Origin of the sequence: Sphingorhabdus lacus, from assembly GCF_009768975.1 — a bacterium.
Taxonomy (GTDB): Bacteria; Pseudomonadota; Alphaproteobacteria; order Sphingomonadales; family Sphingomonadaceae; genus Sphingorhabdus_B; species Sphingorhabdus_B lacus.
The window spans coordinates 2,497,906-2,523,126 of record NZ_CP035733.1 but is presented as its reverse complement, the minus strand read 5'-3'; the positions used below and the strand labels follow the sequence as shown (position 1 = coordinate 2,523,126).

The following is a 25,221-nucleotide window of genomic DNA, read 5'->3' as shown; positions in this document are numbered from 1 at the left end:
GGTTCAGCAGGGCCGTCTCGGATATGAGGCTTAGGCTATGCGAAAAACCCAGCTTCTGCTCATCAGCCTGCTCAGCGCAGTTCCAGCCACGGCGCAGTCGTCCGCACCGTTCCAGAATGCCGAAACCGGACGGAGCTATACAACTTTGCAAAAAGCCGTGGATTCGATCGGCGAGGATGAAGGGACCATCATCATCGCGCCGGGCAGCTATCGGCAATGCGCCATCCAGACGGCGGGTGTGATCGCGTTCCGCGCGGCAGTTCCGGGGCAAGTGGTGTTCGACGGCGCGACCTGTGAAGGCAAGGCCGCGCTTGTGCTGCGCGGGCAAGCCGCAAGTGTCGACGGCATTATTTTCCAGAATATGCGCGTGCCCGATGCCAATGGTGCGGGTATACGCCTGGAAAAAGGCGACCTGACCGTCACGCGGGCCATCTTCCGGAATAGCGAACAGGGCATCCTGACTGCGGAGGACCGTTCGGCCTCGATCCGCATCGACCAGTCGACCTTTTCTGGATTGGGACGCTGCGACCGGGGGCTGAGCTGCGCGCACAGCATTTATATTGGCGGCTATGGCTCGCTAACGGTGACCAACAGCCGGTTTGAACGCGGCAATGGCGGGCATTATGTCAAAAGCCGGGCGGCGCAGGTGACCATCAGCGACAATGCCTTTGACGACACGCGCGGCAAGGAAACCAATTACATGATCGACTTGCCCAACGGGGCAACCGGCAGCATCGTTCGCAATATTTTTGTGCAAGGGGCGAGCAAGGAAAATTACAGCGCCTTTATCACCGTCGCCCCCGAAGGCCGTCAGCAGACAAGCGCTGGCCTCGCCATTAATGCCAATGAAGCCAGCATCGCCCCCGGGGTGGACCGGCAAACAACTTTTCTAGCCGACTGGTCGGGTGATCGTATCGCGTTGGGTGGCAACCGGCTGGGACGCGGACTGAAGCCGTTCGAGCGCCGCTGAACTTAGGTCCTGACCCTAAAGATACAAAAGATACGCAAACGAGGGGCGAAACTGTATCCTTTGTTGCGTTAAATTAACGGACAATCAGGCGGACTCCGTAAGGATATTCAACAGTTCAAAGAGCCGCGTCCTGCCCTTCGGCAGGCGCAGCCTTGCTGCAAAATCTTATCCAACATTGCAACCATGTGGCATCGGGTTGCCGTTGCGCAGTTGCGCAAGGCGAAGCCGCCTTACCGGCCCTGGGCGCGCCACCTTCTGACGACACGTTCCAATATCTCGCTTTCGCCGCCGGTTTCCTGCCACAACTGGCTGAACAGCGGGTCTTCCGATGCCGGGCGCTTTTCTTCCTCGAGATTGTCGAGAGCGACGCGGATGGGAATGCTCACACCTTCACCGCAAATGATGCATTCGCGGTTGCGCAGCGCGGGGATGGAATCCAGGAAGCCGCGTGCACCTTCGGGCATCGCTGCGCGGACAAAGGCCTGGTCGCGGTCGTTGTTGAGACGCATCGAGATGATCGTGCCGCACTGCGACAACACACCTTCGGCCAAGTCGGACGGACGCTGCGTAATGAGGCCCAGCGACACGCCATATTTACGGCCTTCCTTGGCGATACGCTCCAAGATCGAGCGTACGGCGCTGGCTTTGGACACGCGGTCGGACGGAATGTAACGGTGGGCTTCTTCGCAGACCAGCAAGATGGGACGCTGCGGTTCGTTGCGCGACCAGATGGCATAGTCAAAGACAAGGCGCGACAAAACGGCGACCACTGTTGACGTAATATCGGACGGAACGCCCGACACGTCGATGATCGAGATGGGCTTACCGCCCGATGGCAGACGGAAAATCTTGCCGACAAAATCGGCCATGGTGTCACCCACCAACATGCCGGAGAACATGAAGTTATAGCGCGGATCGGCTTTCAGTTCCTCGATCTTGCCCTTCAGACGCATGAACGGCGCACTGTTTGTCGCCTTGTCCAATTTGCCCATTTCGGTCTGGATGATGTTGGTCAGATCCGACAACAGATAGGGGATCGGGGCATCGACGGTCAGCTTGCCGATGCTTTCGGCAATCCGGTTTTTCGAACGGGCCTGCAACAGGCAGCGGGCCAAAATGTCGCTGTCGATCTGCTTGTCGTCCCCGGTGGATGTCACAAAGACTTCGCAATGTTCGGCAAAGTTCATCATCCAATAGGGCATGGCGAGGTTGTTGACGTCGAACAGCGCGCCGTTGTTCTTGAACGCGGCGGAATATTCGCCGTGCGGGTCGATCATGACGATATGGCCCTCGGGCGCGATATCGCATATTTTATGCAGGATCAGGGCCGCACTGGTGGACTTACCGGTACCGGTTGATCCCAGAAGCGCGAAATGCTTACCGAGCATCGCGTCGACATAGAGCGCGCCGCGAATATCCTTGGTAGGGAAAACGGTGCCGATTTCGACATGCGCGCGGGCATCGGCGGCATACACCTGCTTCATATCCGAGCTGGAGACAGCGTAAACTTCGCTGCCCGGAACGGGATAGCGGGTCACACCACGGCGGAAATTATAGATTTTCCCCGTCAATTTTTCTTCATCGCCTTCGCCGAGGAAATCCACGGCGGCCATGATGACTCCCTGTTCACGTTCGTGCAATTTCTGGGTCCGGATGCTTGCCAGCAGCCAGGTGCTGCCGACGCGTATCTTGATCTGACTGCCAACCTGCCCGGCCATGGCAATGCTGGGATCGCTGTGCGCCATCAGCTCGTTGAGCACGCCGGAATCCAGCGTGACCTGCGAACTGGACCCAGCAATTTCCATAACGAAACCGATATGGTGCAATGCCGGACCGTTTGTCGGGACGTGCGTGGCTGCCTCGCGGGCGGCCGGTGCCATTGCGACGGGGCCTGCCTGTGCCGTCGCCATGCCCGCGCTGTCGAGGGGTTGCGCCGATGAAAACTGGTGATTTCCGCTAATATCCATGGTCGAAATGCCCTTTATGATCGGGCCGACTGTAGAGTTAGAAAGTAAAGATTTATTTACTATCGGGCCCCGCACTTTTTGCTGATTTAGCCAAAATAGGCCGTATCAGATGCGTTGGAAGATATAGCCTGCAAACCAGCCCAGAAGCAGCGACACCAGGACCGCCATGGCCCCGTAGAACAGGGAATAATCCTGCGCCAGAACGGTGATCAGTTGTTCGAAACCTGTCTTGCGCACACGCACCTCGACATTGTCATCGGCCACAATCACCCGCCCGTTCCGGATCAGCAGCGTTTCGGCGACATAGGTGCCTACTGGAACACTGGACGGGATTTTCAGGCGGGCGCGATAAAGCACCTGATCCGTGATTTCGACCGATCCGGCCTCTTGACGAAACAACCCGTTGCGCTGCTTCAAGTCGACAAGGCCATTGCTGAAACGGCGCTGTTCTTTCGCGTCCACTTCGCCGCTGGGCGAAAGCTGCAGCTTATCGAGGCCCAATTCGTAAATGGCGGCGGTTTTGCTGTCGACAATATTGCGGAGCGGACGGGAGGAGGCGATTGCATAATAGACCGGAACCGAGCGGAAATCGCTGCTATCCGCGTTAATCCAGATGCCGGCGATCTTCTGCTTTTCACGCAAGGTGATCGGCCGGGCGGGGCCGCGCAACACGACGGCGACATCGACCTGGCCTTCGGGTGCAACGCCGCGTGGATATATGATGGCCCCGAAAAGCAGCAATTCGGCCCCTGTAAAGCCGGACTGGATGTTGATCTGTCTCTGCGACACATCGGGTACCAATTTGGGTACCGCCTGCGCCGAAAGCGAGAGGGGCAGGAACATCAACGCCAGCGCCACGATCCATTTCATAGCGCCTGCACCGTGTAAATCTCATCGGGCCGCCATCCCAGACCCAGTGCCATGCGAAGCGCGACGAGCAGGACGATGGCCGCCAGCAAAAGGCGGAGATAGTCGGGCCGCATACGCTGCGCCAGACGGGCGCCGATCTGCGCACCGGTGACGCTGCCGATCAGCAAAAAGACAGCAAGGACGATATCCACCGCCTTGGTGGTCAGGCTGTGCATCATGGTCGATGCCATGGTGACGAACAATATCTGGAACAGCGATGTGCCGACCACCACCTGCGCCCCCATGCCCAACAGATAGAGCATTGCGGGAACCATGATGAAGCCGCCACCGACGCCGAGCAGCATGGTCATGATACCAGTTACAAAGCCCAGGATCAGCGGAGCCAGCGGTGAGATGTAGAGACCCGAACGGTAGAAACGCCACCGCATCGGTAGGCTGGCAACAAGCGGATGGTGGCGGCGTTTGGCGGCAGGGCGGGGCTTGCCGGCCCGCACCGCCAGCACACTTCCCAGACTTTCCTTTGCCATCAGTCCGCCGATGCTACCCAGCATGACGACATAGAGAATATTGATGACGGTATCGATTTGACCCAGCGCCTCCAATATCTCGAATATTGCGGCCCCGGCGGCTGTCCCGAACATGCCGCCGACCACGAGCACCGCGCCCATCTGAAAATCGACACCGCCGCGTTTCATATGGGCAAAGACACCTGAAACACTTGCTCCGGTGACCTGCGTAGAGGCAGACGCCGCCGCGACCGTGGGTGGAATGCCGTAAAAGATCAGCAGCGGCGTGGTCAGGAAACCACCGCCAACGCCAAACATTCCCGACAGCATGCCGACCGCACCACCCAGCAGGATGATGACAAGGGCATTGACGGACAAATTGGCGATGGGAAGATAGATATCCATTTGTGATGGCGGAGACCCTAACCCGTTTTGGACCGGGGATAAAGACCGCCGCTCAGAAACTGGTGGACAATGTCATCGCCGGTCCGCTGGCAGGTGCAGCGTCGCCCGCAATGCGGATGCGCCAATCGGCACTAAGGCGCAGATTTGTTCTGGCGATTGCGATGTCGGTGCGCACCGTCGGGCCGACATCAATACGGAACACACCGCTTTGGCCGCCGCCCCACAGGCCGGCTCCGGCCCGCGCTGTGCCTGTTCGATATTGAACAAATTTGCGGTCCGCTTGCGCGGAAAAATCGAAAAAGGGACCTGCCGCAGGTCCCGAAACTATTCCGGCCTGCGCAAAGGCGTCCATCCGAAAGGCACGGGGCAGGGCAAGCGATGTGCCCCCTGCAAGATAAGCGGCATTGGCATCGGCGCGCGTAGGCCGGAAACGGCGTTCGACCGAAAGCGAAACGGGCAAGCGGGGCAGCGGCTGCAAACGGATACCGGCGGAAAGCTCACGGTCGGGCGTTTTGCCATGCGCAATCGCCGCGCGCGCCAAAAGGGCAATGCGGAACATGTCGCGGCCTCGGCGCGGCGGAACAATGTCCCATGTCGCAACAAATCCGCTCTGGCTGCCGCCATATTGCGCCCCGGGAGCGGTCAGGCCGGAAGCGGATGCCTTGCGGAAAAAGCTGTAGCCGTAGACATGTAGCACGCGTGGCTGCTCTACCTGTGTATTCCCCGATGGCGCGGTGGGAGCGAATGATGTCGCGGGGCCTTGCCATGGGGTTGTTGCTTGTGCCGTTACCAACGCTGTCGATGGCGGGATGATATGCGCCGATATCGGTGACAAGGCCGAGATCGGTGTGACCGGCAGGCGATGCCCTGCAGATCGGGCTATGCGCTCCGGAGAGGGTGTGGGCGTGGCGCGGTGGAGCTGTTGCGGGGTTGTCGTCGATGGGGACTGTGCAGCGACCGTCTTGAGTTTGGGCGCTTGCTGCGATGCGGGAACGGATTGCGCGGTCATAATCCGGCCCGCACACCAGAACCCGGCCAACAGGGCCAGAAATCCGAACTGACGTCCGCGCATGTCAGACCTGCAAATGTTGCGGCACGGGGACGACCAGATGCTCGGTCTTGTCCCAGGAAAGAGGTGCGCCAAGGCAGTGGCGTAGATAGCCAAAAGCGGCTTTGCGAGCCGACAAGATGGCGATCATATTGCCCACCAGACTGCGCGGAATAGAGAGCATGGCCTCGGCAGGTCCATAGACCGAAGCCACAAAAGCGGCACGGATGGCCAGTCGCCAGAAAAGGAAAAGGGAATTCAGAATGAGCAGCGATGTCAGCGAAGCCGAGATCGGCTCTGGTTCGAGATAATGCGCCTTCCCCAGTAACGCTGTGAAGCCCGCCACCGCCATTCCCAGATAGGCGGCAAGCATCACGGCTGCGGCGAAGATCGAGCGCCGGTCGTGCAGCAGCATCCATTTCTGGGCCAGACCGCCGTTCCAGCGCAGCCGGTCCCAGCCTGCAAAGGCGATGCCGGTAAGCCATCGTGTCTTCTGCCGGACGGATGTCGACAAGGTGGCCGGAAAGCAGGATCGCGTTCCAATCAACTGCCCATCGCGTCCGCGTGTCCGGGCCATGATCGTCCGGCCGCCCAGCCTGCCTATTGTCAGCCCTAACTCATAATCCTCGGTCAGGCTGCTTTGGTCAAATGGCTGGCCATTTGCCTGACCCGCGATGCGCTCCAGCATATGTCGATCAATGGCGCAGCCGACCCCTGCAAGCGGGAGATGCGCGCCAAGGGCCTGCCGCACGACCATGGTCTTGCCATGCGATTCAGCAAATTCGTCGCAATAATGGCCGCTCACCCAGCGCGATCCGGGCGCCCGAACGGGGATCACGGGCAGTTGCACGGCGGCATAGTGCGGGATCAGACGATGGAACAGGTCAAGCTCGCCCGGGTGCACGGCGTCTTCCGCGTCGTGCAGGATGATGGCCTTTGTGCTGAAACCTTCCGCAATTTCATCGGCCAATAGCGCAGCCCAAAGATGATTGAGGCAGTCGGCCTTCGTCGTCGGCCCTTTATGCGGCAGCAACACGGGACGGATCTGAAGCGCGGTTCGCGAAACTTCCAGAATACGGAGAACCGTATCCCGGTCATTGGGGTAGCATCCCACATAAATGCGAAAGCGGCATGGGCTGTCTCTCCAAGCGGTGAGGCAATGCAGCAGCATCGTCCCGATAACCGCCTCCTCGGCCCATGCGGGAACGAAGATGGCCATCAACGATCCATGGTCATCCAGCGGCGCGGCACGGTCCTCTTGCCTGCCGGACCGGCGCAGGAACGACCGCATCCGGTGCCCGAACCACAGCAGGTCAATGCACAGATCGTCGACTGCACCGACCAGAAACCAGAAGGCACCGAACAGAAGCAATTCATGCTGCAAATGCTGTATCCAGCTGAAAAGCGGCGTCATGGGCCTTTGCCCTTTTGGGTCGCCGGACCCGGAGAACGCATAACATCCGGCTGCACCATATCGAGCCATGTCCCCGCCACCATCACGCCGAGTATCGGAATGCTCCAGAAAGATAGCAGAGCCTGATAGGCTATCGGCACAATGTCCGGGATCCATAGGGTCGCGACATGGGTCGCAACCGCCACGATCTGGAATCCGGTTGCCCAAATCGGCCAATAGCGGCTGCTGTTGCATGCCAGAAGGACGAGGGCGATTAGGCATGCGGCATCCGTCGCCAAAACGGCATAGGAGGTGCCCGCCCAATCCGGTTTGGCCGCTGCGCCAAGCGCCGTGAAAAATGTTGCTGCGGCAAATATCACGGCGCCAGCCCGTCCCGTGCGACCGCCGAACCGCGCGGCGTACGCAAGACACAGAAAGAGGCCGCCCAGAAATGTTGCCTGCAATATGTCCATGGGCCGGAAACGGGACGCGGTTCGGCTGGCTTAGCTGCCGACCACGTGCAGACCGGCGGGCGCGGTCAGGGGACCGGTTCCGACACAGCCGAAATTGGTTTCCTTCAAGTTGCTCTTGCTTTGCGCGATGGCAATTTCGCGGTGGGCACGCACAAATCCATCGCGTGCATCCACCATTTTCACGAGGCCCGCCGTGATCTTCTCGATGGCTGCCTGCGTCTCTGCGGGAGCGGCATCCGATGACCGGCACGTGTTGATGACCGAACAGGTTAGCGTCGCCAGATCGGCAAGTGCGGCGTCGATCGCGCCATGTGCGGACCGGATATCGGCGGCAAGTTGCTGCGCAGACCGGATGTCATATTTCACCATGAACATTCTCCCATGTCATGCCCGGCATCGCAGCACCTGTTGGAGACGTCCTATCGAAACAAGCGAAGTGTTCCGGTGAGGATGATGACGACCAAAGCAATCAGGAGCGTGCTGAAAAATGCGATGTTGAGCGATTGAACCAATATTTCCCTTTTCGGCAGATGATGCCGTTTCCCCCCAATCGGCGGCACGGATATCCGTGATGCCGCAAAGGCAAATATCCCTGTCCTCCCCTCGGGCGGTGGGTTCTGCATATGGACTTCACGCTCCGCAGCAATATCCGACGGTTCGTATACGAGCGGCTCGGATAGACTTTCCTGTTCCATGGCCATGAAAATGCGGACGGCATCCTTCCGGCTGTGCGCATTCAGCTTGCGCCGGGCTGAATCCAGCCTTTGGTCAACGGTGAAATGGGAGATGCCGAGTTTACGGGCGATTTCCTTGGACGTCAGATGTTGACCTACAAGCCGGAGGCATTGTTTCTGCCCATCTGACAAATCAGCGCGTGAAGGGTGTGTCACCTCGGCAATCCTGATATAAAAAAAGGGAGATGTTTCATCAATTTAGCCATTTAACATAGCTAAACTATGTAAAAGCTAAAAAGCAAGGAAATTGCGTGATTCTGGCCGATTAGCTTGCCAAGCAGGGGCGGGAATTGCATAGGCATAGGCAGTGACAAAGCGCGATCAAAAGAGCAGCGGGCGTTCCGCACTGCGGGAGTTTCTCGCCAGCGAAGCTGCCGGCGGGATATTGCTGATGGTGGCGGCGGCGTTGGCGATGCTTGTTGCCAATACCGCCTTCGCCGAAGATTATTTCCATCTCATCCATGCCGTTGTCGGCCCGGAGCTGACGCCCAAGCTGGGCCCGATGACGGTCCATCTGTGGATCAATGACGGACTGATGGCGATTTTCTTCCTGCTCGTCGGCTTGGAAATCAAACGTGAATTTGTCGACGGGCATCTGGCAACCTGGTCGGATCGACGACTTCCCGTTATCTCTGCCGCAGCCGGCATGATTGTCCCAGCGGCAATCTATCTCGGCTTTGCGGGAAGCGACCCGCAGCTCGTGCGCGGTTGGGCGATACCGGCCGCGACAGATATCGCTTTTGCCATTGGCGTGCTTGCCCTTTTGGGCAGCCGGGCACCTGCTTCGCTCAAACTGTTTCTGACGACCGTGGCGATTGTCGACGACATGGGTGCGGTGGCGATCATTGCGCTTTTCTATACCGCCGAGTTGAACCTGACGGCGCTTCTGGCCGCCCTCGTTCTGTGGCTGGCCATGCTGGCGCTCAACCGGTTCAAGGTGAATGCGCTTTGGCCCTATCTGATACTAGCGGCATTGCTGTGGTACGCGACCCTGCTGTCCGGTGTGCATGCCACCATTGCGGGCGTTCTTGCCGCCTTCGCCATACCGTTCCGGCGTACATTGGCTGCACCCGATGCAGAGGATTCGGCTTTGCACCGGTTGGAACATGCACTGGCAAAACCGGTGGCTTTTGCGATTGTGCCCATATTCGGCTTCGCCAATGCCGGCGTTTCGCTGGATGAGGTGACACTTGCTTCGCTTATGGCACCCTTGCCTTTGGGTATCGCCCTCGGCCTATTCGTCGGCAAGCAATTGGGCATATTTGGCAGCGTGTGGTTGGCGGTAAAGCTGGGGATTGCCATAAGACCCAAGGACGCTAACTGGACGCAAGTCTATGGTGTCGCCCTGCTGTGCGGCATCGGTTTCACGATGAGCCTCTTTATCGGCGGCCTCGCCTTTACTGATCCCGCCCAAGGAGATGCGGTTAAAATCGGGGTGTTGATGGGCTCGCTTTTGTCGGCCATCTGCGGCTACGCCCTGTTACGCTTCGCGGCCCCCAAATTCAGCAAATCCGGAGAATCCGAATGAAATATCGCGCCCTGCTTCTGCCGCTGATGCTGGTCATTCCGGCATGTGCGTCCACTAGCACCCAGCCGATAGCGTCGCCCGTAGCGACCAGCACGGCCATTAGCGAAATCGCGGATGCCTATATCAAACTAACACTGGAAGCCGGCACGCATGAGGCGGAATATGTCGATGCCTATTATGGCCCGGCCGCCCTGCAAGAGGCGGCGAAGGCTAACCCGCGGAGTCTTGATGCCTTGTTGGCCGACGCGCGTGCGTTGACTGTGAAGATCGATCAGGCTTTGCCGTCCATCAAGAGCGACGCCCAACGTCGCCGGGCCGTTGCGCTGAGGGGAATGCTGGTCGCGGCGGAAACGCGTCTCCAAATGCTGCAAGGAAAGAAGTTCCGGTTCAATGATGAAGCCAAGGGACAATTTGCGACCATTCCCGATCTCAAGCCTCTTGCGCATTATGACGCGCTTTTGGCCGATCTGGAAAAGCTGATCCCCGGAGACGGGACCTTGGCGTCGCGTGTCGATGCGTTCAATGACCGCTACATTATCCCGAAAGACAAGCTGCAGCCGGTGTTCGACGCTGCAATCGCCGAATGCAAGCGTCGAACTGCGCAGCATATCGCGTTGCCCACGGGCGAAACTTTCACAATGGAATTTGTGACCGGCAAGACATGGTCGGGCTATAATTATTACAAGGGCAATTATAAGAGCCTGATCCAGATCAACACCGACCTGCCCATCCGGATCAGCCGTGCCGTCGACCTTGGCTGTCACGAGGGATATCCAGGCCACCATGTGCTCAATTTGCTGGTGGAAGAACGTCTGGCCCGTGCCAAGGGGTGGAACGAATATGAGGTCAACCCGCTCTATAGCCCAACCAGCGTCCTGTCCGAAGGTAGCGCTAATTATGGCATCGACCTCGCTTTTCCGGGGCCGGAACGCTTGGCATTCGAGCGGGATGTTCTGTATCCTCTCGCCGGGCTTGACCCCAAAACGGCCGAAGCCTTTTGGAAAATGCAACAAATGACCGAAGCCTTGTCCGGCGCGCGGCTAACCATCGCCAAAATGTATCTTGATGGAGAGATAGATCGCACCCAAGCCTTGGGCCTCACCCAGAAATATCTGCTGCTCTCGCCCGCCCGGGCCGAACAGTCCGTGGGCTTCACCGACCATTATCGCAGCTATGTTATCAACTATGGCTGGGGCAAAGATCTGGTGCGCAACTATGTCGAGCGGGGAAATCCGGACTCGGCTACACGCTGGCGACGGATGGAAAAAATCTTGAGCGAACCGACGCAACCGGCGGACTTGCTGCCCTAGTGCCTCAAGAAGAGGTATCGCCGGATCCCGCACCGCTTTCCTCAACCTTCACGCTTTGCGAAATCAGGTTGGCGGTTCCGAAGATGGTCATGAAGCTGATATCGGTGGCATCACGTCCGACAGCAATGCGAACCAGATGCTCTTCCGGCGCAAGGCGAGTCGGATCAATCAGATGCCAGCGCCCCTCCAGATAGACTTCGACGACGGCGTGAAAATCGGGCGGATCTATGCCCAGACCATAGCAGGATACCATACGCGCAGGCACATCTGCCGCGCGGGCAAAGGCAATGAGCAGATGGGCAAAATCGCGGCAGACACCGCGATGCGAAATGAAGGTATCGGTCGCGGTCGACCCCGTGCCCGAAAAGCCCGGCGCATATTCGATATTCGTATAAATCCAGTCCGCCATCTGCAGGATCCGGTCGCCTTTGCTTTTGCCGTCGAATCGCGTGGTGACGAAATTTTCGTGCCGGTCGGACGGGCAATAGCGGCTGGGCATCAGATATTGGATATAGGCAGGCGGCAGTTCGGCATGCGGAACCGTATCCAGTCCGGCAATGGCCATCGGCGCGCGATCGATGGCGACTGTTGCGGTATAGACAATGTCGATCCGCCCTTCCGCATGCAGCCATGTCCTGCGGCCAAGACCGTCCATCCCTTCTATCGTTGTCAACGGCGAACAATCGCCTTTGACCTTCAGGAGGTCGGCCAGCAAACGCTGGTCCGCCATCGGAATCGCCTCCACGGCAAGCAACACATCGGCGGCCTGTGGGAGATGGTAGTTAAGCGTGGCGATGATCGCGAGAGTGGTCATGCGCCGCCCTTCGGGTATTTAACCTTGGCGCGCAAGGGGAGTCATCATAAGTAGATTAGGAGGCCCTCATAATGTCGAAGGCAATGCGGCAATGGGCTATTTGGAGCATGTTTATGATCGCTAGAACAATAGTTCAGATGCTTCTTGCGTCTTGGATTACGGGTGCCGTCGCCTTTTCAGTCGCACAGGCCCAGACCCAGGCTGTTGCCTTGGAAGCATTGCGCCCGACTTCGCAATGGAAGGTTGAATATGCGGAGCGCGAGTGTCGGCTGACCCGAAATTTTGGCACCGACCAGGACTTGATCCTGTTCCGGCTGGCGAGGGGTACATCATTCACGAATTACGATATTATGCTCGCAGGCGTTTCCATCCCGAAGCAGTCGACGGGCGTTGATATCGAGATCACCATCTCTCCCCAAAACTCTACGCAAAGTTTTAAGGGCGAAAATAGAGATATCCCAAACCGCAAAGAACGGATTCTGCGCTGGTATGATGGAGATCTGATACCCATTTTGGCCGGTCCCAAGAACCAGGAACTGTTTGTGACGTCGGATGAAAATTACCGCGTCAAACTCAAGATAGACGATTTTCCGGCGGCGCTCAAAGCGATGGAAACTTGCCATGACGATTTGTTGAAAGGTTGGGGGATTGATGGCCCGCAGATGCGATCTCTTGTGTCTTTAGCCGAACCGAGAATGAACCCTGAAGAATGGGCTAACATACTCGATTATCCCGATGACATGCTACGTGACGGGATTTCGGGTATTGTCTCCTTCAAGCTCGATATCGATGCAGCAGGATTGCCAACCAAATGCCTTGTGATCATTTCAAGCAAGACGCCGAAATTAGATCAACACACTTGCCGCCTCATGATGAAGCGCGCGAAATTTAAACCCGCAATTGCAGCTGATGGAACCGCAACGGCGTCGCACTATATCAACCGGGTTCGTTGGAGCCTGCCCGACTGAAACACGCGTCTACTATTATCGATCGCGGTTTGACTTGGATATTCTAAAATCAAGGAATCTGGAAGCGCACGCGATTGCGGTAAAAGGATGCGAGAGCTTTTCCATCGCGATCCAAGGCGGGCACAAATTGCGCACGGCGCATGACTGATTTGCAGACGGCTGCGTCGAACTCCTTGGGCCGGGTCGTGGACTGGATGTGGCAGGATGTTGCCTTGCCGTCTGCACCAACGCTCAGCCGGAATTCTATGATCGCAGGTTGCCCCGCCGAAAGCATGTTTAACGGATAGTCTGCGGCAACGATCCACTGGCCGGGATTGTTGGCAGGACGAACCGACCGGGTCAACGTCCTGTGCCGTTCCACATCAATCCCCCAGACCGTCATCAGATTATCGATGCAGGTGTCGAGCGCTTTCAGCGGTCCGTTCATGGAGCCTGTTTCGAGAATGACCTCGTTGCGCAGCGGTCTTCCGATTTTCAAAAAGCGAACGGCCTTTTTCCGCTCCGCGCTGATCGGCTCGACTATTCGGGGGTCTTCAGGCTTTGCACGGTCCAGCCTTTGGCGCTCATCAAACGTCACCGGCCCGATCCGCTCTCCGCTCGAAAAGACGATCGCTGTTCGTTCGGCGAGATTGCCTTTGAAAAAGGCAAATTTCTGTTCGCCTTCGGCGGGCCCGAATTGTACGGAAGCCTCACCTTGATCCAACGAAACGCGCATCGGCTTTCCGGCGAGGGTCAGGCGGAAGGATTCCTCCGGGCCATAGCGGTCGAAAAAGGCAAAGACCAGGTCGTCGCCTGCCCCGAACTGCCGCGCCAGGCGGCAGCGGTCATCGGCATAGTCGACATGCCACGCGGATGTCGGTTTCAAGCTTAGCGGCCCCTTGGGCGTATCGGCCATGGCTGACGTTGCGTAAGCGAAAAGCACGAGCGAGGTGGAGATTTTTCGAAGCATAGCAAGAAGCTATCGGAGTCGCGGGACAGGCGCAATAAAAAGGGGCGGCCATTTCTGGCCACCCCGTTCAATTCATCGCAGAACATAAAAAATCAGAGTTTGCTGACCAACTCCGGCACCGCGGTGTAAAGGTCGGCCACAAGACCGATGTCGGCGACCTGGAAGATGGGGGCATCTTCGTCCTTGTTGATCGCAACGATCACCTTGGAATCCTTCATGCCTGCCAGATGCTGGATCGCGCCGGAGATGCCGACCGCGATATAGACTTCTGGTGCGACAATCTTGCCGGTTTGGCCGACCTGATAGTCGTTGGGGACATAGCCCGCATCAACAGCTGCGCGGCTGGCGCCGACGCCTGCGCCGAGTTTGTCGGCCAGCGGCAGGATGACTTCGTTGAAGGTCGCCGAGTCCTTGAGCGCACGGCCGCCAGATACGATGATCTTGGCCGATGTCAGTTCAGGGCGTTCCTGCTTGGCGATCTCGGCCGAAACAAAGGTCGAGATACCGGCATCACCGCTGCCCGATACGGCTTCGATTGCTGCCGAACCACCGGTAGCGTCTGCCTTAGCAAAGGCGGTGCCGCGCACGGTGATGACCTTCTTGGCATCCGATGACTGCACAGTGGCAATCGCGTTGCCGGCATAAATCGGGCGCGTGAAGGTATCGGCGCTTTCGACCGAGAGGATATCGCTGATCTGCATCACGTCGAGCAGGGCCGCCACGCGCGGGGCGATGTTCTTGCCGTTCGACGTTGCCGGAAAGACAAAAGCGTCATGATGATCAGCCATGCCCGCAATCAGCGGCGCGACATTTTCGGCAAGCTGGTTGGCATAAGCCGCGTCGTCGGCAACATGGACCTTGGTGACGCCTGCAATCTTTGCAGCTTCTTCAGCCACGGCGCCGCAGCCGGAACCTGCGACCAGCGCATGGACTTCGCCCAGCTTGGCCGCGGCGGTTACCGCAGCCAGCGTTGCGTCCTTCAACGACGCATTATCATGCTCTACAAAAACGAGGATGCTCATGCTGCTACTCCCATTTCCTTGAGTTTCGCGACCAGCGCGTCGACATCGGCAACCTTGATACCGGCGCTACGTACAGGCGGTTCGGTGACTTTCAGGGTCTTCAGCCGCGGAGCGACGTCGACGCCATAATCGGCAGGGGTTTTCTGCGCGAGCGGCTTGGACTTAGCCTTCATGATATTCGGCAACGACGCATAGCGTGGTTCGTTCAGGCGCAAGTCGGTGGTGACAATCGCCGGGGTCTTCAGGCTGACAGTCTCCAGTCCGCCGTCGACTTCGCGGGTTACGCTGACCGTATCGCCGCTGACTTCGACCTTGCTTGCAAAGGTGCCCTGCGGACGGCCGGTCAGCGCGGCCAGCATCTGGCCGGTCTGGTTGCTGTCGTCGTCAATCGCCTGCTTGCCTAAAATGACAAGGCCGGGTTGCTCTTCGTCCATGATCTTGGCGAGGATTTTGGCAACGCCCAGAGGCTCGACATCTTCAGCAACTACCAGGATCGCACGGTCTGCACCCATGGCGAGCGCGGTGCGCAAGGTTTCTTGCGCCTTGTCCGGACCGACCGACACAGCGATAACTTCGGTCGCTACGCCCTTTTCGCGCAAACGAAGAGCTTCTTCGACCGCGATTTCGTCAAACGGGTTCATGCTCATTTTCACGTTCGCCAAGTCGACGCCGCTGCCATCGGGCTTTACCCGCGGCTTCACATTATAATCGATGACCCGCTTTACGGGGACGATGATTTTCATAGCTCATCCTTCCTTACCGACTCACATGACGAGTGAATGCCCGCCAAATCTGTTGCGCCTATGCTTGACGTTTACGTGAACGTCAAGTGGCCTCTTATCTTTCCATTCAAATGCGGTTTGGCGGCGATCAAGCCGCCTTGCGCACCTGCGCCACGATCTTCTCCGCTGCGTCGCCCAGATCATTGGCCGAAACGATGGGAAGGCCGCTATTGGCAAGTATGTCTTTGCCCTGCTGCACATTGGTGCCTTCGAGGCGGACGACGAGCGGAACCGAGAGGTTCACTTCCTTCGCGGCGGCGACGATACCGTCCGCAATGATGTCGCATTTCATGATACCGCCGAAGATATTGACGAGAATGCCCTTTACAGCAGGATCCTTCAGAATGATCTTGAACGCTGCCGTTACCTTTTCCTTGGAAGCGCCGCCGCCAACGTCGAGGAAGTTGGCGGGGAATTCGCCGTTCAGCTTGATGATGTCCATTGTTGCCATCGCAAGACCGGCACCATTGACCATGCAGCCGATGTTTCCGTCGAGCTTGATATAGGCGAGGTCATATTCGGAAGCTTCAACCTCGGCGGGGTCTTCTTCGGTCAAGTCGCGCAGTTCGGCCAGATCCTTGTGGCGGAACATGGCGTTGCCATCAAAGCCGACCTTGGCGTCCAGAACCAGAAGTTCGTCGCCATTGGCACCTTCGCACACTGCCAAGGGATTGATCTCGATCTGCTCGGCATCGGTGCCGATGAACGCAGCATAGAGACCAGCAAGAACGGTCTGCGCCTGCTTGGCCAGATCGCCGGTCAGGCCAAGCGCCTTGGCGACGCTGCGGCCATGATGGGGCATCAGACCAGAGGCGGGGTCGATGGTGATGGTGTGGATCTTTTCAGGTGTGTCATGTGCGACATCTTCGATGTTCATCCCGCCTTCGGTCGATGCGACCACCGCGATGCGGCTGGTGGCACGGTCAACGAGCAGCGCCAGATAGAATTCCTGCTTAATGTCGGCGCCATCGGTGATGTACAAACGGTTGACCTGTTTGCCCGCTTCGCCGGTTTGCACGGTCACCAGCGTATTGCCGAGCATGTCCTTGGCATGGGCTTCAACCTCATCCAGATTGAACGCCAGACGGACACCGCCCTTGGCATCCGGACCCAGTTCCTTGAACTTGCCCTTGCCGCGTCCGCCCGCATGAATCTGCGATTTAACGACATAGAGAGGACCCGGAAGTTGCTTAGCGGCGGCGACGGCTTCTTCGACCGACATGGCGGCAATGCCCTTGGGCACCGCGACACCGAATTTCGCCAACAGTTCCTTGGCCTGATATTCATGGATATTCATGGGAAAAATGCGTCCTTCCAGGTGGCAGAGTCGCAGGCTCTAAAGCACAGACAAGCAGGGAATGGAAGGGTTTGGCACACAAGTTTTTCTAATGGCACATGCCTGCGCCGCTACGGCTCAAGGCATCATGGTTGGTCGGCTCTATCGACACCTATTCATTGCAATAGCCCCAAGCCCACCAGTTCGGCTCGGAGTGTGCCGGCATCGGTGAAATGATGCGCGGCAAAGCCGTTGGCTCGCGCGCTGACGACATTGGCATGATTGTCGTCGACGAAGATTGCTTCACCCGGCTGTAGGCCAAAGCGTTCCAGTGCGAGCGCATAAATTGCCGGATCAGGTTTCGCGAGTTTTTCGACCCCAGAAACGACGATGTCGCCAAATAGGTCGAAGATCGGCTGTGTGGGCCGGAACATATCCCAGAACTCGGCTCCGAAATTGGTAATGGCGAACAGTGGCACGTCTTGCGCGGCCAAGTCATGCACGATGTCCAACGAACCGGGTACGGGTCCGGGAATCGTTTCGTTGAACCGCGTGCGGTACGCTTCAATCAAGGGGCCATAGTGCGGATATTGCGTAGTCAGCTCCGCCGTCATGTCCGCCAAAGGACGGCCGGCATCATGCTGGAAATGCCATTCGGGCGTCACGACATGCGCCAGAAACCAGTCGAGTTCCTCCGAATCGGGGATGAGCTTGGCGAACAAATGCCGCAAATCCCATTCGAACAGCACCCGGCCAACATCAAAAACTACCGTTGAAATCTGTGTCATATTCGCCATTCCCTAGATTTCAGGCACAAAAAAGCCGCCCACGAATCGGATTCGGAGCGGCGTTTTGCTGGAACCATCTGCCTGCGCGGTGCAGGCAGGACCAATTCAGCCCTGACGCGCCTTGAAGCGACGGTTGGTCTTGTTGATCACATAGACGCGGCCACGACGGCGAATCACGCGGTTATCGCGGTGGCGGCCCTTGAGTGACTTCAAAGAATTGACGATCTTCATCGGAATTAACCCGTTTTTCTGTGCATAAAGCTTTAAATGAAGGCGCGCTCCTATGGGCGACACCGGTCAAAGTCAAGCATCATTGGCCGATTTTTGCGGATTCATTCGCCATACATCGCTTGCCATCAAGGATGCGCGGCGTAAGGAGTGCATCATGAATACACGAAATCGCCTTTTACCCCTGCTGTCGCTGGCGCTGCTGTCTGCCTGCGTTGTACCGACCGGCCCCGTCGAGGTTACCCGATTCAACCGTGCATCCGAAGGTGTCGTTTATGGCACTGGATCCGTTTCAGTGGTTTTGGCGGGTGAAACCGATCAGGGCCAAAGCCTCGCGGCGTCCCCCTATCTGGCGGCGGTCGCGCGGGAATTGCAGCGTGTCGGCTACTCCGAAAAAAATGCCGATTCCGATATCGTGGCTGAAATCCGCTACGGGGTCGTCACGCTCGAACGCGAACGCCGCTCGCCTGTTTCCGTAGGTGTGGGCGGTTCGACGGGCAGCTTTGGTTCGGGATTAGGCGTCGGCGTCGGCATCAATCTGGGCGGGGGCGCCTCCGCACAGGTCGAAACGACACTTGCGGTGCGCCTCCTGCGGCGCAGCGACAAACTCGTCATCTGGGAAGGCAAAGCAAGCCAGATTGCGAAAGTCGGTTCGCCTGCAGCCCAGCCGGGCATCGCGGCTGCAAAATTGGCGGAAGCGATGTTTAAGGGCTTCCCCGGTGTGTCCGGTGAGACTATCCGCGTTCCATAATCAAGGAACATCTATGCCCATCACCGACATCAATGCTGCGTTCGATAGCGGCAATATCATCGTTCATTCCATTCAGGAAAATTCCGCCAATCTCTCGATCCGCAAAGACCGGGAATCGGAATTTGCCCAATGGTTCCACTTCCGCGTCGCCTGCACGGCCGGTGAAGAACTGACGCTGCGGATCACCGGACTGGAGGGCAGTGCCTATCCCGGTGGCTGGCCCGATTATCGCGCCTGCGTCTCCGAAGACCGGGACTATTGGGGCCGCGCAGACAGCAGCTATGACAAGGGTGAAGATGGCGGGACGCTGACTATCCGCTATACACCGGCGAGCGCAATTGTCTGGTTTGCCTATTTTGCGCCGTACAGCATGGAACGCCACCATGATCTGGTCTCGGAAACAGCGGGATGCGAAGGCGTCACCTATCGCTGCCTCGGCCATAGTCTGGAAGGACAGCCGATCGATTGCCTCGAAATGGGCTCGGGGGATATTCAGGTCTGGCTCTATGCACGTCAGCATCCCGGCGAAAGCCAGGCCGAGTGGTGGATGGAAGGTGCGCTGGACATGCTGACCGATTTGAGCAACCCGCATACGCGGGTCCTGCTCGAAAAATGCCGCCTTCACATTGTTCCGAACGCGAATCCGGATGGCAGTTGCCGCGGGCATTTGCGTACAAACTATGCCGGTGTGAACCTGAACCGCGAATGGGCTACGCCGAGCCTTGAAAAAAGTCCGGAGGTTTTGGGAATCCGGAACGCCATGGACGAAAGTGGCGTGCACTGGGCCATGGATATCCATGGTGATGAGGCGATTCCGGCAGCCTTCATGGCTGGTTTTGAAGGAATTCCGTCCTGGACCGATGATCAGGGCGAGCGGTATAAACGCTATATCCACCGCCTTGCGGACCGCACGCCGGACTTCCAAACCAAATTGGGTTATTCAATTGCCGCACCGGGCAAAGCCAATCTGACCATGTCTACCAATCAGCTCGCGGAACGTTTCGGCAAAAGCCATGGCTGTGTGTCGATGACGCTGGAGATGCCTTATAAGGATACCGTCCACGGCAATGATCCCGAACAGGGCTGGTCGCCCGAACGGTGCAAATTGCTCGCGCGGGAATGTCTGGCAACTCTGGCGGAAATGGTGTGACCATTGGCAATGCGGATCATCGAAGACGATCTTTCCGGTCCTGAAATTCGCAGCCTTCTCGAAACCCATTTTGCCGGCATGCTGGCAAATTCGCCTGCGGACAGTTGCCATTTCCTCGATTTTGACGGGCTCAACGCGCCCGACGTGACCTTTTGGTCCGTGTGGGACGATGACGCTTTGATGGGGTGCGGCGCCTTGAAAGAATTGTCGCCCGATCATGGCGAAATCAAATCGATGCGCACCCATGCCGACCATTTGCGCAAGGGTGCGGGGGCCGCGATGCTGACGCACATCATCTCGGAAGCAAGGGAGCGTGGATATCAGCGCTTGAGTCTGGAGACAGGTTCATCCGAGGCTTTTGTCCCCGCTATCGGCATGTATCAGGCGCACGGCTTCGAATATTGCCCACCCTTCGGGGACTATGTCGAAGATCCGTTCAGCCGTTTCATGACCTTGTCGCTTTGATCGGCATGATTGTGCCTTGCATCCCCCGACGCTAGAGGCAGAACCGAATCAAGACCGAAGGATCATCTATGCCCAAACTCATCCTCATCCGTCACGGCCAGTCACAGTGGAATCTGGAAAACCGTTTCACCGGCTGGTGGGATGTCGACGTAACCGAAAAGGGTGCAGCGGAAGCTTGGGCAGCCGGCGAGTTGATGAAGGAAAAGGGCATTACCCCCGACGTCGCTTTCACCAGCGTCCAGACCCGCGCGATCAAAACGCTCAATCTGGCGCTGGAAGCCATGGGTCGGCTTTGGGTTCCGGTGACCAAAAACTGGCAATTGAACGAACGCCATTATGGCGGATTGACGGGCCTCGACAAGGCAGAGACTGCCGCCAAACATGGTGAGGATCAAGTGCATATCTGGCGTCGCAGTTTCGATATTCCGCCGCCACCACTGGAGGCCGGTTCCGCCTATGACCTGTCGTCTGACCCGCGCTATGCGGGTATCGCCATCCCGAATACCGAAAGCCTGAAAGACACGATCGCGCGCGTTCTTCCCTATTGGGAAAGCGCCATTGTGCCGGAATTGAAAGCCAACAAGACAGTGCTCATTTCTGCGCATGGCAATAGCTTACGGGCATTGGTCAAGCATCTGTCCGGTATTTCGGACGAGGATATCACCGGGCTTGAAATACCGACGGGGCAGCCGATCGTATATGAACTTGACGCCGCGCTGCAAGGCGAGCGCTATTATTTGTCCGACCGCTAATCGGCGCGTCCGCCTTCTTTGGCCTGCTTGGCCGCATACATGGAACGGTCGGCACGCAGCAGCAGTTCGGACGGCTTAACCCCCGGTTCTATGACGGCATAACCTGCTGAAATGCTGGGTGCCAGTTGTGCGCCATCGTGCGGAATCTTGAGCTTTCCGACCATTGCCGCCACGCGATCCGCTTTGCGGGCAAGCTCGTTTTCCTGAATATTGTCGAGCAATATCGCAAACTCGTCGCCACCAATCCGCGCGATCAGGTCGGAACGGCGGACCGTGCCCAATAGGGCTTTGGCAATGCTGGTCAGCAGAACATCGCCCGCAAGATGGCCGTGGCGATCATTGACCGATTTCAGATTATCGACGTCGATGTAGAGCAAGCCATAATGGCCGCCATAGCGATGCGCGCGCCAGCACCACCGGTCCAATTCTTCCATGAAATGGCGGCGATTGAAAAGCGGTGTTAATGTGTCGCAGGCAACCAGACGTTCCAGTTCGGCGACCCGCGCCTTCAATGCGGCATTTTCGCGCGCAAGATCAGTCGCGGATCTTGAATCGCCTGTCGCCGTCAAATTGCGGGCTTTTTCGTCCAATTGAGCAATCCCCGATATTTGCACGACCCGGGGTATCTTTTATTGTTTTTCCGCTCAACCAAATTTCCCTCAAAAAAGCATGAGTTTACATCCTATTTGGACCTCGGCCCGCTGCGAAACGTCCTGTCCATTCACAATTGCGGTTGCGTTGCTCCCACGCTAAGGGCGGATGCTTCTTATGGTCGGGGGAACGACAGGTGAGTGAAGCGCAACCTCTAGTCGGAATAATCATGGGCAGCCGTTCGGACTGGGAAACGATGCGCGAAGCATCGGCGACACTGGCCGCATTGCACGTGCCGCATGAATGTAAGGTCGTATCGGCCCACCGCACACCTGACCGCCTCTACGATTATGCCAAGGGTGCAGCGGCCCGCGGTCTGAAATGCATTATCGCAGGGGCAGGCGGCGCAGCGCATTTGCCCGGCATGGCTGCATCCATGACGCGCCTTCCGGTTCTTGGGGTACCTGTACAGTCCAAGGCCCTCGACGGTATGGATAGTCTGCTGTCGATTGTGCAGATGCCCGCCGGAATTCCCGTCGGCACGCTTGCCATTGGTAAGGCAGGCGCCACAAACGCGGCGCTTCTGGCAGCGGCGATGCTGGCCAACGAAGATAGCGAGCTCGCCGAACGGCTGGACGCATGGCGCGCGGCGCAGACCGCATCGGTGGCCGAGACACCCGAATGACCGCATTACCCCCGGGTTCGACAATCGGCATATTGGGCGGCGGCCAGTTGGGCCGCATGCTGGCGATGGCGGCGGCACAGCTTGGCTACCGCTGCCATATCTACGCACCGCCCGGCGATAATGTGGCCTGTGAAGTGGCGGCTGACTGCACCATCGCGGAATATGACGACTTGGCTGCGCTCAAGGCCTTTGCCGACGCGTGCGATGTCGTCACATTCGAATTTGAGAATGTGCCGGTGGAGCCGCTCAGATCAATCGCCCATACCGTCCCGATCCACCCGCCGATCCAGGCGCTGGAAGTGGCGCAGGACCGAGTCGAGGAAAAGGAATTCGTGCGCAAACTGGGCGGCGAAACTGCTGCTTTTGCCGTCGCGCGGTCCGAAATCGAAGTGGAAGATGCAGTGGCCGTTGTGGGGACACCGGCGATATTGAAGACAATCCGCATGGGCTATGACGGCAAAGGCCAGGTCCGCGTTTCGGCGCAAAGCGACCTCGCCAGCGCATGGCGGCGGGCGGGCGGTCAGCCGCTGATCGCCGAGGCCATGGTCCAGTTCGACGCCGAATTCTCGGTGGTGCTGGTGCGCAGCGCCGACGGCGAAATCCGCTTTTGGGATTCGCCGCGCAATGCGCATGAAAACGGCATTTTGGCGACCTCCACCCTACCTGCAGGTCCCTTGATTGAAAGCCAGCAGGCGGCGGCACGGGTCATGGCGGCGGCGGTGGCCGATGCTCTGGAATATGTAGGCGTATTCACTGCGGAATTTTTTGCCAGCGGGGAAGGCCCGCTGTTCAACGAAATCGCCCCGCGCGTCCACAATAGCGGCCACTGGACAATCGAGGGCGCCGAGACCAGCCAGTTCGAAAACCATATCCGCGCCATCTGCGGATTACCCCTAGGCAGCACGGCAACAATTGCCGAGCGGGTCGAAATGCAGAACCTGATCGGCAAGGATGGCGAGCGTTGGTTACAGCTTTTGGGTGACCCCGCGGCCAACTTGCATCTCTACGGCAAGGCGGAAGCACGGGAAGGACGTAAAATTGGTCACGTCACCCGCTTGTATAGATAAACAAATGTCGGCAAAGCGGGGGATATGAATCACCCCGAAATCATCCTTGTCCTCGCCCGCGCCGCCAATGGAGTCATCGGGAGCGATGGCGGGATGCCTTGGCATATCCCGGCCGACCTTCGCCGCTTTAAACAGATCACCAAAGGCCGCCCGATGATTATGGGCCGCAAGACCTTCGACAGCCTGCCCGGATTGCTTGAGGGCCGCCGCCATATTGTGCTGACCCGCGACAAATCATGGGAAGAAGAAGGCGCAGAACCGGTCTATTCGGTTGAAGAGGCACTGAAGCGCGCCAATGGCCCCCATGTCTGCGTCATAGGCGGAGCCGAGATATATAACCTGTTCCTGTCGCTGGCCGACCGTATCGAACTCACCGAAATCGCGATCACGCCCGAGGGCGATACGATGATGCCCGCATTTGATACAAAGGACTGGCAAGAGGTCGCCCGCGACAGCCATCCCGCAGAGGGCAAGGTTCCCGCACATGACTTTGTCACGCTGGTGCGGCGCGTCTGACTTTTTCGGGGGGGGGGAGAGAAAATGCGTAAACGGGTCTGGATTCCGCTGGCACTGATCGGCGCGGCCGCCATCGGCTTTTTCGGGGTCGCCCCCGGTTATGTCGAAGGCGCGATGAACCAGATTGACGGCAAGCCGCTGATCAAGGTGAGCGAAGAGGCCAAGGCGCTCCACAAGACACTCAATATTGTCGATCTGCACAGCGATACGTTGATGTGGAACCGCGACCTGAATGACCGTGCATCGCGCGGGCATATGGACGTCCCCCGCTTGCAGGATGGCAATGTCGCGCTGCAGCTGTTTTCGTCGGTCAGCAAGACGCCCAAGAACCAGAATTATGACGGCAATGGCGCCGACAGCGATAATATCACCCTGTTGACCATTGCGCAGTTGCAGCCGATGAAGACGTGGAACTCGCTGGTCGAGCGCTCGTTATATCATGCGCATAAGCGGGATGTAGCGGTCGCGAAATCGAAGCGCGCCTTGCTGGCGGTAAACACATCGGAGCAACTCGACAATCTGCTAGCGCTGCGGTCGAAAGACTCGCGTCCTGTCGGTGCGATGCTGACGATCGAGGGGCTGCAAAATCTGGAAGGCAAGGCGTCCAATCTCAATCGCCTTTACTCCGCCGGTTTTCGCATGGCGGGATTGACGCATTTTTTCGACAATGAACTGGCCGGATCGATGCATGGCCTGAAAAAAGGCGGGCTGACACCCTTTGGCCGCGACGTCGTAAAGTGGATGGAGGCCAGGGGCATGATCGTCGACATCGCCCACCTGTCGCATGCCGGCGTCGCGGAGATACTTGCCATGGCCAAGCGCCCCGTGGTGTCCAGCCATGGCGGCGTGCAGGCGACGTGCAAGGTCAACCGCAATCTGACCGACGATGAAATCCGCGGCGTGGCGAAAACCGGAGGGGTCGTCGGCATCGGCTATTGGGATGCCGCCATTTGCGACACATCCCCGCGCGCCGCCGCAAAAGCCATGAAGCATGTGCGCGATCTGGTTGGCATCGACCATGTTGCCCTGGGATCCGACTATGACGGGGCGACTACCGTACGCTTCGATACATCCCAGTTGGAGCAGGTCACGCAGGCCCTGCTGGATGAAGGTTTCACGGCTGAAGAAATTCGGGCGGTAATGGGTGAAAATGCGCTGCGCGTCATCAAGGCCGGACTGAAGCCCTTGGCAGAGTTACCCGCCACACCATGAC

The 25,221-nt window shown here is 58.1% G+C and carries 28 protein-coding genes; 12 read left to right on the top strand and 16 right to left on the bottom strand.

All coding sequences use genetic code 11. From position 1 onward, the window contains the following. The first annotated feature begins 37 nt into the window (after positions 1-37). Positions 38-970, top strand: a complete 933-nt coding sequence (locus tag EUU25_RS11915; protein ID WP_158901244.1) for a right-handed parallel beta-helix repeat-containing protein — start codon at positions 38-40, stop codon at positions 968-970. A 230-nt stretch (positions 971-1,200) separates the two neighbouring features. Here EUU25_RS11915 and EUU25_RS11910 read toward each other — a convergent pair whose 3' ends face one another. The 8 genes from EUU25_RS11910 to EUU25_RS11875 form a co-directional block, all read right to left on the bottom strand. Further along, positions 1,201-2,937, bottom strand: a complete 1,737-nt coding sequence (locus EUU25_RS11910) for an ATP-binding protein (protein ID WP_246162699.1) — start codon at positions 2,935-2,937, stop codon at positions 1,201-1,203. 105 nt (positions 2,938-3,042) lie between these two features. After that, entirely contained in the window at positions 3,043-3,807 is a 765-nt protein-coding gene (locus tag EUU25_RS11905) for a TIGR02186 family protein (protein WP_158901242.1), read from the bottom strand. Next, positions 3,804-4,718 carry a sulfite exporter TauE/SafE family protein gene (locus tag EUU25_RS11900; protein WP_158901240.1) on the bottom strand — a complete coding sequence of 305 codons (915 nt, stop codon included), beginning with the start codon at positions 4,716-4,718 and terminating at the stop codon, positions 3,804-3,806. The genes EUU25_RS11905 and EUU25_RS11900 overlap by 4 nt, the downstream gene beginning before the upstream one ends. Before the next feature lie 52 nt (positions 4,719-4,770). After that, entirely contained in the window at positions 4,771-5,790 is a 1,020-nt protein-coding gene (locus EUU25_RS11895; RefSeq protein WP_158901238.1) for a hypothetical protein, read from the bottom strand. Between the two features lies 1 nt (position 5,791). Beyond that, positions 5,792-7,180: a glycosyl transferase family protein gene (locus EUU25_RS11890; protein ID WP_158901236.1), complete on the bottom strand. Its 1,389-nt coding sequence runs from the start codon at positions 7,178-7,180 to the stop codon at positions 5,792-5,794. Beyond that, on the bottom strand, positions 7,177-7,632 hold the full coding sequence (locus EUU25_RS11885; protein ID WP_158901234.1) for a hypothetical protein: 456 nt from the start codon (positions 7,630-7,632) through the stop codon (positions 7,177-7,179). Before EUU25_RS11885 ends, EUU25_RS11890 begins: the two co-directional genes overlap by 4 nt. A 30-nt stretch (positions 7,633-7,662) precedes the next feature. Then, positions 7,663-8,001, bottom strand: coding sequence for a hypothetical protein (locus EUU25_RS11880; protein ID WP_158901232.1), 339 nt, complete (start codon positions 7,999-8,001; stop codon positions 7,663-7,665). Positions 8,002-8,051: 50 nt separating this feature from the next. Continuing rightward, on the bottom strand, positions 8,052-8,522 hold the full coding sequence (locus EUU25_RS11875) for a response regulator transcription factor (protein WP_158901230.1): 471 nt from the start codon (positions 8,520-8,522) through the stop codon (positions 8,052-8,054). 151 nt (positions 8,523-8,673) lie between these two features. Here EUU25_RS11875 and nhaA point away from each other — a divergent pair, with 151 nt between their 5' ends. Together nhaA and EUU25_RS11865 are read left to right on the top strand one after the other, a co-directional pair. Then, positions 8,674-9,894 carry a Na+/H+ antiporter NhaA gene (gene nhaA / locus EUU25_RS11870; protein ID WP_158901228.1) on the top strand — a complete coding sequence of 407 codons (1,221 nt, stop codon included), beginning with the start codon at positions 8,674-8,676 and terminating at the stop codon, positions 9,892-9,894. Beyond that, positions 9,891-11,204, top strand: coding sequence for a hypothetical protein (locus tag EUU25_RS11865; protein ID WP_158901226.1), 1,314 nt, complete (start codon positions 9,891-9,893; stop codon positions 11,202-11,204). The genes nhaA and EUU25_RS11865 overlap by 4 nt, the downstream gene beginning before the upstream one ends. Positions 11,205-11,208: 4 nt before the next feature. Here EUU25_RS11865 and EUU25_RS11860 read toward each other — a convergent pair whose 3' ends face one another. Then, on the bottom strand, positions 11,209-12,018 hold the full coding sequence (locus EUU25_RS11860; protein WP_158901224.1) for a transglutaminase-like domain-containing protein: 810 nt from the start codon (positions 12,016-12,018) through the stop codon (positions 11,209-11,211). A 71-nt stretch (positions 12,019-12,089) separates the two neighbouring features. Here EUU25_RS11860 and EUU25_RS11855 point away from each other — a divergent pair, with 71 nt between their 5' ends. Continuing rightward, the gene (locus tag EUU25_RS11855) at positions 12,090-12,986 is read left to right on the top strand and encodes an energy transducer TonB (RefSeq protein ID WP_222848790.1); all 897 of its coding nucleotides are present in this window, start codon (positions 12,090-12,092) and stop codon (positions 12,984-12,986) included. A gap of 49 nt (positions 12,987-13,035) precedes the next feature. Here EUU25_RS11855 and EUU25_RS11850 read toward each other — a convergent pair whose 3' ends face one another. The 6 genes from EUU25_RS11850 to ykgO form a co-directional block, all read right to left on the bottom strand. Continuing rightward, positions 13,036-13,935: an energy transducer TonB gene (locus tag EUU25_RS11850; RefSeq protein ID WP_222848789.1), complete on the bottom strand. Its 900-nt coding sequence runs from the start codon at positions 13,933-13,935 to the stop codon at positions 13,036-13,038. 92 nt (positions 13,936-14,027) lie between these two features. Further along, positions 14,028-14,957, bottom strand: a complete 930-nt coding sequence (locus EUU25_RS11845) for an electron transfer flavoprotein subunit alpha/FixB family protein (protein WP_158901218.1) — start codon at positions 14,955-14,957, stop codon at positions 14,028-14,030. Then, complete coding sequence (locus EUU25_RS11840) at positions 14,954-15,700, bottom strand: electron transfer flavoprotein subunit beta/FixA family protein (protein WP_158901216.1); 747 nt, start codon at positions 15,698-15,700, stop codon at positions 14,954-14,956. The genes EUU25_RS11845 and EUU25_RS11840 overlap by 4 nt, the downstream gene beginning before the upstream one ends. Before the next feature lie 127 nt (positions 15,701-15,827). After that, positions 15,828-17,036, bottom strand: coding sequence for an ADP-forming succinate--CoA ligase subunit beta (gene sucC, locus EUU25_RS11835; protein ID WP_158901214.1), 1,209 nt, complete (start codon positions 17,034-17,036; stop codon positions 15,828-15,830). A gap of 155 nt (positions 17,037-17,191) precedes the next feature. After that, a complete protein-coding gene (locus EUU25_RS11830; protein ID WP_158901212.1) occupies positions 17,192-17,812 on the bottom strand; it encodes an HAD family hydrolase in 621 nt (206 codons plus the stop codon). A gap of 96 nt (positions 17,813-17,908) precedes the next feature. Beyond that, the gene (gene ykgO, locus EUU25_RS11825) at positions 17,909-18,034 is read right to left on the bottom strand and encodes a type B 50S ribosomal protein L36 (protein WP_033920696.1); all 126 of its coding nucleotides are present in this window, start codon (positions 18,032-18,034) and stop codon (positions 17,909-17,911) included. A 154-nt stretch (positions 18,035-18,188) separates the two neighbouring features. Between ykgO and EUU25_RS11820 the strand changes: the two genes are divergently transcribed. From EUU25_RS11820 to gpmA, 4 genes are all read left to right on the top strand, one after another. Further along, positions 18,189-18,782, top strand: a complete 594-nt coding sequence (locus EUU25_RS11820; protein ID WP_158901210.1) for a DUF4136 domain-containing protein — start codon at positions 18,189-18,191, stop codon at positions 18,780-18,782. A 13-nt stretch (positions 18,783-18,795) separates the two neighbouring features. After that, positions 18,796-19,932, top strand: a complete 1,137-nt coding sequence (locus tag EUU25_RS11815; RefSeq protein WP_158901208.1) for a M14 family metallopeptidase — start codon at positions 18,796-18,798, stop codon at positions 19,930-19,932. A gap of 9 nt (positions 19,933-19,941) precedes the next feature. Continuing rightward, positions 19,942-20,397, top strand: a complete 456-nt coding sequence (locus tag EUU25_RS11810; protein WP_158901206.1) for a GNAT family N-acetyltransferase — start codon at positions 19,942-19,944, stop codon at positions 20,395-20,397. A gap of 68 nt (positions 20,398-20,465) precedes the next feature. Continuing rightward, positions 20,466-21,149, top strand: a complete 684-nt coding sequence (gpmA, locus tag EUU25_RS11805; RefSeq protein ID WP_158901204.1) for a 2,3-diphosphoglycerate-dependent phosphoglycerate mutase — start codon at positions 20,466-20,468, stop codon at positions 21,147-21,149. On the opposite strand, the gene EUU25_RS11800 is transcribed toward gpmA, so the two are convergent. Beyond that, positions 21,146-21,739: a GGDEF domain-containing protein gene (locus EUU25_RS11800; RefSeq protein ID WP_158901202.1), complete on the bottom strand. Its 594-nt coding sequence runs from the start codon at positions 21,737-21,739 to the stop codon at positions 21,146-21,148. The genes gpmA and EUU25_RS11800 overlap by 4 nt on opposite strands. Before the next feature lie 230 nt (positions 21,740-21,969). Here EUU25_RS11800 and purE point away from each other — a divergent pair, with 230 nt between their 5' ends. The 4 genes from purE to EUU25_RS11780 are packed head-to-tail and all read left to right on the top strand — an operon-like array spanning position 21,970 to position 25,220. Continuing rightward, complete coding sequence (gene purE / locus EUU25_RS11795) at positions 21,970-22,425, top strand: 5-(carboxyamino)imidazole ribonucleotide mutase (protein WP_158903366.1); 456 nt, start codon at positions 21,970-21,972, stop codon at positions 22,423-22,425. Further along, positions 22,422-23,492, top strand: a complete 1,071-nt coding sequence (locus EUU25_RS11790; protein ID WP_158901200.1) for a 5-(carboxyamino)imidazole ribonucleotide synthase — start codon at positions 22,422-22,424, stop codon at positions 23,490-23,492. The genes purE and EUU25_RS11790 overlap by 4 nt, the downstream gene beginning before the upstream one ends. A 24-nt stretch (positions 23,493-23,516) precedes the next feature. After that, positions 23,517-24,008 carry a dihydrofolate reductase gene (locus EUU25_RS11785; RefSeq protein ID WP_158901198.1) on the top strand — a complete coding sequence of 164 codons (492 nt, stop codon included), beginning with the start codon at positions 23,517-23,519 and terminating at the stop codon, positions 24,006-24,008. A 24-nt stretch (positions 24,009-24,032) separates the two neighbouring features. Next, positions 24,033-25,220 (top strand): dipeptidase, encoded by a 1,188-nt coding sequence (locus EUU25_RS11780; RefSeq protein ID WP_158901196.1) that lies wholly within the window; start codon positions 24,033-24,035, stop codon positions 25,218-25,220. Position 25,221: the final 1 nt, after the last annotated feature.